Source organism: Pantoea sp. B_9, from assembly GCF_008632015.1.
GTDB lineage: Bacteria > Pseudomonadota > Gammaproteobacteria > Enterobacterales > Enterobacteriaceae > Pantoea > Pantoea dispersa.
Genome location: NZ_VWVL01000006.1, coordinates 123,385 through 135,897, shown reverse-complemented (window position 1 = coordinate 135,897; position 12,513 = coordinate 123,385). Strand labels below are relative to the sequence as shown.

Below are 12,513 nucleotides of genomic sequence, written 5' to 3'. Positions count from 1 at the left end.
AGAGTTATGCGTGGGAGTTTCATTAAGCTTCTTTTATGCCAGATGTTGACTGACCTGCTCTCCATTGATTTACTCAGAACACTGTTAGCAACGTCCGTTTTTTGCTCATAGCGGACCCTGCAGCGCGTACGCATGCTCTGTGCCAGTAGCTGACGTTCCTCTAACCGAACTCTGTTGATTTATGTGATGCAGGGCAATTCTCCCGGGTGTAATGTCTCCTGTCGTTCTGTCACTTCGTTAGACCGCCTGATCCCGCTTGATCATGCTTTTTTATACACTCTTTAATTTACTGCGCAGCAAAGTAGTCGGTTAGGATTCTGAAGTGAACCGTTATTTCCGACCCCCTTCGCGCAATTCCTTCCAATACCGAATCCACATGCGATGGTTAAGTAAACCTCTCGTTACTAACAATGGAAGGGAATTTCATGTTTACGACACCGTTCTGGCCTGCTGCTGACTCATATCTTATCCACATGATGGATATCCCTCTACCTGACTCGCTTTCGCCCGCTGCGCTGGATCTTATCCATCAGGCTACGCGTCTTGCAGAGGCGGCCAGTCATATTCACCCGGTTTCTACACGGACCGGGAGTACGCTGCTTCAGTCTGTTGAAGAAAAGCTCAGCATTATTTGTTTCAAGCTTGCTCAGGAATTTGACGATCCGGATACCTGTAAAGCGTTGCAGCTTCGCGCAGAAATCCTCTCTGACGCCAGCACAGCAAAGGAGCTTCTCCCGCAGATAGCTGGACTGGATGAACAGGAACTGGTGCAGGGAATAGGCTATATGTCTACGTGGGTTGGTAAATCTCGCACGCAGCATTATTCCGCCTGGTTTGGGTTACCTGATCGCGGGCTGCAGGAAGTATCGGATGTGGTGGATGAGCTCTTTCCGGACAACCTGAGCTGGCTGCAAAATCATATCGACCAGCGGCTGATTGCGCTACCTGGATGCCGCTACAAAATTGTCGACCTGTTTGCGATTGCTGGCGAAGCTAACAGCTATCCCAAGCACTTCGCCTATTTCTTCCCTGAGGATGAAGGGGTGAAATACGCCCCCCAGAAGCGCACCATTGTGTTTGCAAATACCTATCTGAACCTGTTTGAACGCTTTGCCCGGCCCCAGGCTTCCCTGCTTGGCTGGCAGCATGAAGCTATACCGGACAGCGCCCTCTGTTCCCGCCACCTGATCGCCTGGTTCCGCGGTCATGATCTGGGGCATTCCGTTGTCCTTGAAAAGATGATGTTTGGCAAATTAAGTAAACAGGACAGATGGGGATCAATGGTTGTGCAGGAAGCACTGGCCGATGTCTTTGGGCTGCTGATGTGCCTGACAGAGACTTCCCGGCAGGCTCTACAGCTGAATGAGACGTTGCAGTTAAAAATTTTCCTGCTGGAAATGCTGAGATATTTGCGCCGCGGCCCATGTGATTATCCTGATGCAGGAGCGGCCTACATACAGCTCAAGTGGCTGACTGAACACAAGTGTCTGAACTGGAGTGGGACGCATTATATGGTGGAACTCAGCGCGGTGAAGCCAGCTCTGACGGCACTGGCAACAGCAATGACACGTTCTGTATTGCAGGATGATACAGAGGCAGCCCTGGCATTCCTGCAATGCTATTCACCTCACCATCAGCGTGAAGAGGCGGATCTGTTGCTGAACCGGCTGGGTAAAACTGTCGACATGATCGAGTACGACCAGAAGATTAAAGGCTTTACGTTATGATCGAGTTTTCAAATGGTTTTTTACTGAGCCTTTCGCTATGTCTTGATATCGGAATTGCCAATATCGCCATGATTACCCTTGCCATGCAACGCGGGTATTTTCATGGTTTCTGGCTGGGAATGGGAACCTGTGTGGGTGACCTGGCATATGCATTGCTGGCGCTGGCGGGAATGGCCGTACTGCTGCAGTATGAAGCAGTACGCTGGATACTGTGGATTGGCGGTGGTGCGATGCTTTTATGGTTCGCCGGCAAAATGCTGGTGGCCGCCTTCAGGAAGGCCTCAGAGATTAACGTGAGCGAAACCCATCAGTATCGCCCGCTGCTGCGTGAATTTGGCCGGGGCGTGGTGCTTGCCATGTCCTCTCCCACGGCCATTCTGTGGTTTGCGACAGTGGGCGGTGCGCTGATATCCCGGATGGGCCAGCACAACGTTACGGCAACGTCCTGGTTTCTGAGTGGCTTTTTCATCGCGGGAATGTTCTGGACCTGTGTTTTGTGCCTGGTAGGGAGTTTTGGAGGCAAACTGCTTGGCCATCGCCTGCTTAAATATTCCTACATAGCCTCAGCGCTCATATTTAGCTATTTTGCGCTTTACGTGATTGTGTCAGGTTATCGGGAGTTTATGGTGACCTGATCTGACCTGCGAAGCATAGTGATGGGGTGTTATTCCCATCACTTTGCGAAATGCATTAATGAAATGGCTCTGATCGTAAAATCCCAACATTATCGCCGCATCGAGCGGATGCACGTTTCTGCGAAGCAGGTCGCGGGCATGGTGCAGACGAAGCTGCATATGATACTGCAGAGGCGGCATACCCGTATGCCGGGTGAAGAAGCGAACAAGATGATATTTGCTCATCCCCGCCAGCTGCGCGAGCATCTCCAGCTGAGGTTTTACGCTGAGGTGCTCCTGTAAATACTCGATAACTACACTGATTTTCTGTTCATTACCTTTATGAAGTAGAGCTGGTGTCTCAAGCAGTTCACCACAAAGTAAAATCAGTTGCTGCTCCTCATCTGCCCCCTGCGCCAGTCGGGCTGATGTTGCAAAACGGTACAACGTGTTAAACAGGCGAGTGTTATTGATTATGCCTTCTCGCAGAACAGGGGCTTCATGAGCGCTACTGAGATTGTCCTCATTCGCAAGCATTTTTATCACCGTCTGGGGGATGTGCACGCTGATGAATTCGACGGCTTGAGTATCAAAACGCGACGCCTGAATGGTTCCCGGATTATATAAGGTAACCTGACCACTTTTAACATAGGCGGTTTTCCCCGCCAGCCAGATTTCCTCTACCCCCGTCAGGTTTGCACTGATGACATATTCATCGTGAAGATGCTTCGGAAAGCCCGAATTACGGGCTCTGATCCGAGAACACTCTATGCCATTTCGGCTAAACCATTCTGCAGACTCTAGTGACAACGTATCTGACCTTATGCAGCAATAGTGAATAATTATTTATGAATCATAAAACCATTTACTGAATGCTTTTTCAACTGGTGGTTTGAGGACTCCAGCGAATAAATTATCCTCCGGGCGCAGTCTGCCAGTAATCTTCCAGCCGCTTTGCTGATAGCAGGAATAGCGTCAGTTGCTGTCTGAACAGCAGACTTCTGAGGAGTCTTTAGCTATCAAGCGGCTTTGAAGGTTTTGACGCCCGGCAGGACTATGTGATGAAGCACGTCCTGCCCGCGCAGGCGCTGTGCAGCATCTACGGCCCCAGCGGCTCGTTCAAAAGCTTTCTCGCCGTCTCCTGGGCCTGCCATATTTCGGCGGGCCTCCCCTGGGCAGGCCACAGGGTTAACCGCGGCGCGGTGCTGTATATCGTGGGTGAGGGAGGCATCGGCGTGCCGCGCCGCATCCGCGCCTGGGAGCAGGTTTATCAGCAGCGCGTGGAGAACGTCTGGCTGGTAAACCGCCCCGTCTTTCCGGTGCGGCAGTCAGAGGTGCAGGAGGTCATCCTGGCGGCGAAGCAGATTGAGTCTGATGGGGGGCTGCCGGTACGCCTGATTGTCATCGACACCCTGGCGCGCTGCTTTGGCGGCAACGATGAGAACGACGCCCGCGATATGGGGGCGTTCATTGAGGGCTGTGACGATATCAAGCGGAAGACCGGCGCCACGGTGCTGGTGGTGCACCACTCAGGGAAAGACGAGGCCAGAGGGGCGCGGGGCTCCAGTTCGTTCCGTGCGGCGCTGGACGCTGAGTTTCAGGTGAAGCGCGAGGATGAGAACATCGCCCTGATACTTTCCTGCACCAAAATGAAGGACGCTGAGGAGCCGAAGCGCCGGGCGTACGACCTGCAGCCGGTCAGGCTGTTTACGGACGAAGAGGGAGAGGAAATCCACTCGCTGGCCGTGCGGGACGTCGCCCGTGAAGCTGAGGAAAGCGACCCGGACTTAATTGCCGTGCCAAAGCTCAGTGATAATCATCTGGCCATATGGCAGTCAGTAAGAAGCCGTAATGCGCGCGGTGAGGCCTGTACGAAGGCCATCATCATTGATGACCTGAAAGCCATGGGCATTGATACCCGCAAGCATTTTTCCCGCTGGCTAGGCAAGCTGACTAAGGCAGGGCTCGTTTCTTTAGACGGCGAAAATATTGTCATTCACTCTCAGAGGGATGTGGGGGAATAAGTGGGGGCCTGGTGGGGATGGTGGGGGCGCCCCCCCTTTCGCCCCCACTTTTTCCCTGTATACACACAGAAAGTGGGGGCCATGCTGAAACCCGCAAATTTACCGGGCTGAGAGGGGATTTTCAAAAAACAGGTGGGGGCGTGGTGGGGGCAGACAAAAGTGGGGGCATGGTTGGGGCCGGAAAGGGAAATGGTTGTCTGGAAAACCTGAATGTGGCCAGGTAGAAGCCTTTGAAGTGAAAGGACTGCTATGCTGGTTCGTTGTGTGAAAACTAAGGGTATGGTATGAAAAATTTCCTGTCTGACTACTGCAAAATCGCAAATGAAACCTCTGGCCTGATAGCGCTTGGACTATTACAGTCAGTCGTGATGGCTGCAGTATTGAGGCAACGGGAACTAAAAGGTGTAGACTGGTATCCGATCATATTCTGGAGTCTTTTAGTGGCTTCTACACTGGGCATGGTGTTGACAGCACTCAGCACAGGTAATGCCATCCTGTCGCATTCCTGCCTGGGAAAATTCGAAAGGCTACTGCTGCTGGTACTTTTCGAGCTGGTCTTCATCGGTGTCCTTCTTTCCGCTGTCATCACTGTTAAATCTTTATAGCTTTGTCCATAATTATGGTCAGAGATGCTCTTTTATTCCTTATTAACGAGCGATTATGTCGGCCATGAATCGCCGTATTCTATCTGTATCCCGACAAGTATAGTCGAACGGGATTGTTGCGACTGGCACATCAAGACCAAATAGTGATCACTTATTGTCGCGCAGGTAATGTGATGTCAGGGTGGATACAGGTAAGATAGTTAAAAAATGTAAATTTTCTAATGCGCTGTATGTAATAGTTAGATCTGCCTGATAGCAGGTTTAACATCACGATTACGCATAAAAAATTGGTTATCACATAAATCGTTACGTTAAACTTGTTGAGAAATGTGTGAGGAAAGCATCACGCTGAAAATATTTAAATTAAAAGGTTTAAAGGTAAGTTGCTTATAAATTTTTATGACCGTCCAATGCTTATTACTTTATCAAAACGTTTAGAGCTAATGATTAAAGATAGTCTCTAAAAGATAAATATTTTATTTTCATTGTTAACTTGTATGGCGGGAAGACAACATCGGAAAATGTGATATCTGGCTCTGAAAAATGGTGCGGGTGACTATATATACAGTACTATTAAAAGAGTAATTAGCATCCATGTGGCACAACAGCAAGTCAGTGTTGCTATCCACACTAATGAGCGTAGTTCTCTACGCTGCGCTTTAACACTGCTATAATTAGAGGTTACTATTGCGTTAGGGCTTTTCATCTTAAATTACCAGTCGATATTTTTGAAGGCGTAAATATCTACTTTCAAAGTAAAAAAATAAATAGGATCTTTTTACCTTTTTTGTAGGATAGAGCTTACACTATGTTTAAAAAGGGTCGTTGAGTACATTGATGACAAATCAATTTAACATAAATAATGTTTGTTTTTCACTAGAATCCCTGTGAGACGGAGGCTGTAGTCTGAGGACTACAAGTGCAAGAAAGTCCTCTCTCATTCTGATTGTTCAGCGTGGTATGAGTTGTAAAATTATTTCAATCAAGCCGTCCGCAGATGGGGTAATCATGGCTAACATTTTGATAATTGACGATCACCCGGTTGCTCGCCTAGCGGTGCGCATGCTGCTTGAAAAAGACGGACACGCCATCATTGCTGAAGCAGGTGAGGGGTACGAGGCGCTGAAACTGGTCAGGCAGCTTGAACCGGATATGGTAACGGTGGATCTCGATATTCCGGGACTGGGGGGAATAGAACTCATTGAAAAGCTCAGAATCAGTGGTTACTGCGGAGGAATACTTGTTCTGACCGCCCGTGATGATGAACATTATCTCAGCCGCTGTAAGGCTACCGGCGCAGATGGTTTCGTCGGAAAAAAAAATAATCTGGAAGAACTCGGTGATGCTGCGCGCGCGGTATTGCGGGGCTACGGTTATTTTCCATTAAACCGAGGAGAATCTAATCGGTCTCAGTCTCTTTCTCAGGAAACGCAGATTGTCAGGTCGCTTTCGAACCGGGAAGTACAGGTTTTGCAGTATCTTGCCAGAGGTGAAAAAGTCATTGATATTGCAGCCAAGATGCACATCAGCAACAAAACCGTCAGCACCTACAAAACCCGCATTCTTACTAAACTAAACCTGGTTAATCAGGTTGAACTCATCGACTTTGCGCGCCGGAACAACCTGGACTGAAATTTGAAATTTTTCCTTTTTGTTTTATGGGCTTCAATCGCCTCACTGCCATTGGTCGCAGCGGCTAATCTTTCATCACAGCCACTGCAAATCCTGAGCAGGGAGCAATACGATCCCCGCTCGTTTTCTATCACTGACGAGGACTGGCGATGGCTGGGTCAGAAAAGAGAACTGAAAGTTGCTGTCTGGCAGCCTGAAATACCCCCTATCAGTATGTTTACTCAGGACGGGAAATTTGAGGGTATTGCCTCAGATTATTTAATGCTCACCGCGAGCTACCTTGGTGTGCGAGTAAAGGTCATCAGCTACCCCTCCCAGGATGCCGCCTATAAAGCAATGAGCCACCATGAGGTTGACCTGATGCTTGATGCTTCAGGAAAAAGATGGCCCTTCGATGGAGATTTCATCTATTCGAATCGGTTCGTGAGCGATCACCCGGTATTGGTCCATCCGAAGCTCACAGCCGGTGAAAATTTCACCTATCAGCCAGGTATGCGTCTGGCAATAGCGCGATGGTATGTCGATGACGACTGGATAAGTTCTAATTTTCCCGGAGCCCGCATCGTGCATTTTGATACGGATGAAGAAGCACTGGCATCCGTAGCCTTTAAAAGGAATGATTTTTTTATCGGAAACCTTGTCACTACGTCATATCTACTAGAGCGTAACTATCCCAACCATCTGGAATACCAGACCGTCTATCCCGAACGGGATACGGGAACCCGCTTCATTGTGTCGCGCAATGATAAAATTCTTCTCAGGACATTGAACGCCGCGTTGAACGCAATTCCCTCTGCTCAGTCGCAAATCATTATGCAGCAGTGGAGTGAAGAGGCAGATATTTGGCGTTTACGTAAACACATTGACCTGAACGAACAGGAGCGTAAATGGATCCAGCGTCATCCTCAGGTCAGAGTCTCAGTGAATTCCTTCTATGCTCCTTTCACGATGACCGACGCCGGCGATAACTTTTACGGCGTGACGGCTGACATATTAAAACTGGTCAGCCAGAGAACCGGAATTGAATTCATCCCCGTTGCGGCCAGATCGCTCGAAGCCATGCAGACGCAGCTTGACCGTGGGGAAACCCTCTTTATCGGGGCTCTCAGTTACAGCGACGATCGTAACGACAGGCTCCTGTTTTCCCGCCCCTATTTTAAGTCTCCATTCGTTGAAATCATTCGGGCAAACAGGGATATGCCGGATGATAGATCAGGCCTTCGTATAGCACTGGTAAAGGGCAATCCGCTGCTTTCTACACTTCAGGCGCGTCATCCCGGCATTAAGTTTGTGGAAACCCCTAATGCCAGCGTTGCCATGCAGGACGTGATTGAAGATAAAGCGGATATTGCGATCCATACTTTGTTTGGCGCCAGCTACATGATCAACCGATATTTCGAGGGGCAGTTAAAGATTGCGGGGAGTTTAGATGCAGCCGATGGTCAGATTGGCTTTGCGGTTAACCGTACTCAGCCGGAACTGCTTGGTATACTCAACAAGGCGCTGGAGAATATTTCACCCTCAGACATAAACGACATCATAAAAAAATGGCAGACCCGGCCGGACGTGCGCCTAAATACCTGGGAGCTTTACCGCAAACAGTTCTGGCTCGTTATTGGGGTGGCCACCATTATTCTGCTCACTTCTCTGATATGGATTTTCTATATGCGCAGGGAAATAGTGGCAAGAAAAAAAGCGCAGAGCCGCCTGCATAGTCAGCTGAAATTTAACGAAACCCTTATCGGCACCCTGCCATTACCCGTTTACGTCACTGATCTGGAAGGAAATCTTCGCTTATGTAATAAATCGCTCAGTGACTTTTTTGGTCAGCCAGAACATGCGTTTACCGGACAGACATTAAATCAGGACATTCACCCACTTCATTCACTCTGGAGCAACGTCACCCGTCAGGTCAGCGAATCGGGAGATGCATTTCAGCCGCTTATCAGCCATGAGCGTATCTATGACGGCGAAAGGTTCAGAAACATTCTGCACTACTCCGTGACTTTTACAGATGGTTCCGGGATGCCAGACGGCTTTATCTGCACTTGGCTGGATATGACTGAACAGGAAGAGCTCAACCGTGAATTGTTTGAGGCGCGCGAGCGGGCAGAGCAGGCTAACCGTGCAAAAAGCACTTTTCTCGCCACGATGAGCCATGAGATCAGAACGCCGGTGAGTGCCATTATTGGTCTGCTTGAGCTGGTAGTGAAAACCAGCCAGTCTGAGAGTGATAAAAATGACACGGTGAAAGTAGCATGGGAGTCCGCCAGAAGCTTGATGGGGCTGATTGGTGACATTCTTGACATGGCTCGCATTGAATCCGGCAGGTTGGAACTAACCCCGGAGTGGGTAAGAACCAGTGACCTTCTCCCACCGATCGTCCGTGTATTTGAAGGCCTGGCGAGGCAGAAAAGTCTTCGACTCAGAAGCTCACTGCCTGCACAATTGCCATATGAAGTCTTCATTGATCCGCTCCGCTTCAGGCAGGTGCTGTCAAACCTGGTCAGTAACGCTATCAAGTTCACAGACAGGGGGTATATTGACGTCGATTTGCATATTATTCATGCCGGATATGACGGTGATGCAACCCTCACCATCAGCGTTCGCGATACGGGCAAAGGATTATCGCCTGAGGAGCAGGAGGATATCTTTTCGCCCTGGGTTCAGGCGCGTGCCGGACGCATTCAGAGTGGCTCTGGACTGGGATTGGCCATCTGTTCACAGCTTGTCGACATGATGGGCGGGAATATTCACATGCAGAGTCAACTGGAACGGGGAACAACGGTCACCTTTACCGTCCCTGCAGCAATCCGCATGGAGCGCAGCGAGCCGGAAAACATTCCTCCGCAGGATTTCCCGGACAGACACAGAAGGCTTCGCATACTTGCCGTTGATGACCATCCTGCAAACCGCCTACTGCTCAGACATCAGCTCAGTCATCTGGGGCATGATGTTACGGTGGCAAGTGACGGTGAAGAGGGCTGGAAATGCTGGCAAAAGGATGTATTTGACGTCGTGATTACAGACTGTACTATGCCGGGCATGGATGGTCTTGAACTGACACGATTGATCAGGCAGCATCAAAACCGGAACATCATTGTTCTCGGTCTGACGGCAAATGCGTGGCCAGAGGAACGTGCCCGCTGTATCGCCTCTGGTATGGACGACTGCCTGTTCAAGCCACTGCAACTGCCCCAGTTGCAGATGATTCTAGATGACGCCTCTGAAAACCTTCATCAGATAGCCGATATGGAAAATGACGCTACAACTGTTGCCGAACCGGAACCCTCTCTCGAACATCTGCTTAATATGAATGATTTATACACGCTCACACACAACGACAAGTCCATGTTACGCGAGTTGCTGTCCGTCACGCTCACAAGCAATCGGGAAGATCTTGCGCTGGCTGAAGATTTATTCGAACTTGAAGACTGGCCCGAACTGGCAAAGTGCATGCACCGTATCTCAGGAGCGGCACAAATCATCGGGGCCGTCCGCGCAGAGGGGGACTGCCGTTTGATGGAAAAAAGCTGTCTGCTGAGTGATGCCGCCAATGAAAATATCATTCTGCACTGGGAGGCCGTTCAAGCCTCCGTATGGGAGCTAAACCGGAGTATTGAGGCGTGGATCAACGCCTTTGAGCGGGCGGTACACTGAGGCGGCTTTTACTTAACGTATCGTAGCCAGCCTCAGCATGCGGTTAATTTAGAACCCCGGTGCACGCATCGTCTAATCTCGTATGGTCATGGTCTGGAACAAATAATATCATCAGTCTGAATCCAAAGGGGATAACAGATACGGCCGGATGATACTTTGAAATCTGGTCATCATTTCGCACCAAATGCGGGAAGGATAAATAGCGTGCGGCATATTTTCTCCGGATAACGTAAACCGGTTTGGTTGCTTCCTGATGAGTATGACATCAGGAAGCAACCTTCCGATGACGCTCAGCAGAGAAGCATCCGAAATGCACGTGGACACGATGACTTTCATATCTGCATTGGTTCTGTTCAGACATATTTAAGCCCGCTACTAACGAATCAATACCTTCTCCTCATTAAAAAATTCGGCAATTAAAATCTGTAATGACTCATCTATAGTCATACAGATATTCGGGCAATGTTATTTTATGAATGATCTCTCTCCCGGCATTAGATAGTACGGTATGCAGACTTTTTGTAATGAAAATGTTGCCATTATTAATTATTGTTTTTGCCTTGACCACTCCTTGTAAATTCATGGTAATAATTGGGAACGTAGGAATGATTAACATTCAATTCAGTGTCCTTCTGACTATAAAACTATGATTACATTAATACGTAGGCATGGGACTACATAGTGCAGATTAATCTTACAAGGAAGGAGAAATTCCCTACACCTTCTCACCCGCCATCCGATATTGATTCGACTCTCACCGCATTACTATTTACCCCATCAGACAGAGACCTCAGGAAAAAACATACGGAGCTCAGACTGTCTGAAAATGGAATGAGTTAGTGCTGCCTGCCTCCAGACATCGTTTTCTCTTCCTGATGATAATTTAATTACGGGAATATCTAAGTGAACAACAAATTAAAAACGGCTTACGCTGCGTCAGCGCTCATGTTAATCGCAATCGGAGCGAATGTGCACGCTGCGTCAACTGGCACCATTACTTTCAATGGTGAACTCACCGCCACTACCTGTGACGTTTCAGTTAACGGTTCCGGCCCAAGCGCCACGGTAAAACTGCCAACCATGGCTGTGACGCAACTGGATGCGGCGGGTAAAACCGGCGGCACAACCAAATTCAACATGGCGCTCAGCAACTGTGCGGGAACGCTCACCACGGCGTCCGCCTTCTTTGAAGCAGGCCCGACGGTCGACCTGACCTCAGGTCGCCTGAACAGCTCAGGCACTGCCAGCAATGTGCAGTTGGAGTTACTGGATGGCTCAAGCTCAACGCTGGCTCCTATCAACGTCGGCGACTCTGCACAGGTCAATGACACCACCTATGTCGACGTATCAGGCGGTACCGCGAATCTGCCTTACGCGGTTCGTTATTATGCGACCGATGCGACTGGTGCAGGCACCGTCGTCAGCAACGTCGTGTATTCAATTCAGTACAAATAAAATCCGGGGCTTCGGCCCCTTATTCCACGTGAGGGGAAATCATGTTCAGTCTTACCCGCCGGGCGGTGATACCCGCACTTTTTCTGACACTCTCATCCACTTATTCCACATTCTCATCCGCGAGTATTGTGATCGGTGGCACGCGGGTCATTTTCCCGCAGGCGGAAAAAACTGTTTCGGTGCAGTTAACCAACGAAGGGGACAGCCCCGTGCTGGCACAGAGCTGGATCGATGAGGGCAACAGCGAAGCCAGTCCGGAAACCCTGCAGGTTCCATTCCTGCTGTCGCCACCAATTAACCGCATTGAGCCTAAAAAAGGGCAGACGCTGCGTATCAGTTATACCGGAAAGACTCTGCCAGCAGGGCGTGAAAGCGTGTTCTGGCTCAACGTGCTGGAAATACCCGCTAAAGCGAAAAATGCAGACAACACGCTGCAGATGGCCTTCCGTACGCGTATTAAAGTTTTCTTCCGCCCTTCTGGTCTCAGGGGAACGCCTACGCAGGCTGCTGAACAACTCAGCTGGAGCATGTCTGGAAATCAGGTTAAGGCCATGAACGCTTCACAGTATCACGTTTCGCTTGTCAGGGTCGGCATTAAAGGCGATTCCCGCAAGCCTGCGGAAGGGAAAATGATTGCGCCCGCTGGCTCTGAACTGTTCAGCATTCCAGGCGCTTCAAGCGGTAAGACGCTGAGCGTTCAGTGGGTCAACGATTACGGAGCCATCGTCATAAACGACGTCGTTATCAAATAAATCATTATTTTCGCGATATACGAGACTTTACGGGAGTCAGGGGT

The 12,513-nt window shown here is 49.5% G+C and carries 8 protein-coding genes and 1 pseudogene; 8 read left to right on the top strand and 1 reads right to left on the bottom strand.

Annotated elements, in window-relative coordinates:
• Positions 1-425: 425 nt before the first annotated feature.
• The gene (locus F3I21_RS17640; protein WP_150059439.1) at positions 426-1,727 is read left to right on the top strand and encodes a hypothetical protein; all 1,302 of its coding nucleotides are present in this window, start codon (positions 426-428) and stop codon (positions 1,725-1,727) included.
• Complete coding sequence (locus tag F3I21_RS17635) at positions 1,724-2,362, top strand: LysE family transporter (RefSeq protein WP_021509661.1); 639 nt, start codon at positions 1,724-1,726, stop codon at positions 2,360-2,362. Before F3I21_RS17640 ends, F3I21_RS17635 begins: the two co-directional genes overlap by 4 nt.
• On the opposite strand, the gene F3I21_RS17630 is transcribed toward F3I21_RS17635, so the two are convergent.
• On the bottom strand, positions 2,333-3,151 hold the full coding sequence (locus tag F3I21_RS17630) for an AraC family transcriptional regulator (RefSeq protein WP_021509660.1): 819 nt from the start codon (positions 3,149-3,151) through the stop codon (positions 2,333-2,335). The genes F3I21_RS17635 and F3I21_RS17630 overlap by 30 nt on opposite strands.
• A 230-nt stretch (positions 3,152-3,381) precedes the next feature.
• On the opposite strand from F3I21_RS17630, the pseudogene F3I21_RS17625 reads away from it, so the two are divergent.
• From F3I21_RS17625 to F3I21_RS17600, 6 genes and pseudogenes are all read left to right on the top strand, one after another.
• Positions 3,382-4,365, top strand: a pseudogene (locus F3I21_RS17625) (helicase RepA family protein); the annotation flags it as partial.
• 284 nt (positions 4,366-4,649) lie between these two features.
• Positions 4,650-4,970, top strand: coding sequence for a hypothetical protein (locus F3I21_RS17620; RefSeq protein WP_150059437.1), 321 nt, complete (start codon positions 4,650-4,652; stop codon positions 4,968-4,970).
• 1,008 nt (positions 4,971-5,978) lie between these two features.
• Complete coding sequence (locus F3I21_RS17615) at positions 5,979-6,602, top strand: response regulator (RefSeq protein ID WP_058771501.1); 624 nt, start codon at positions 5,979-5,981, stop codon at positions 6,600-6,602.
• A 3-nt stretch (positions 6,603-6,605) separates the two neighbouring features.
• Positions 6,606-10,262 carry a transporter substrate-binding domain-containing protein gene (locus tag F3I21_RS17610; RefSeq protein WP_150059436.1) on the top strand — a complete coding sequence of 1,219 codons (3,657 nt, stop codon included), beginning with the start codon at positions 6,606-6,608 and terminating at the stop codon, positions 10,260-10,262.
• Positions 10,263-11,207: 945 nt separating this feature from the next.
• A complete protein-coding gene (locus F3I21_RS17605; RefSeq protein WP_058771500.1) occupies positions 11,208-11,717 on the top strand; it encodes a fimbrial protein in 510 nt (169 codons plus the stop codon).
• A 41-nt stretch (positions 11,718-11,758) separates the two neighbouring features.
• A complete protein-coding gene (locus tag F3I21_RS17600) occupies positions 11,759-12,469 on the top strand; it encodes a molecular chaperone (RefSeq protein ID WP_150059435.1) in 711 nt (236 codons plus the stop codon).
• Positions 12,470-12,513 lie beyond the last annotated feature (44 nt).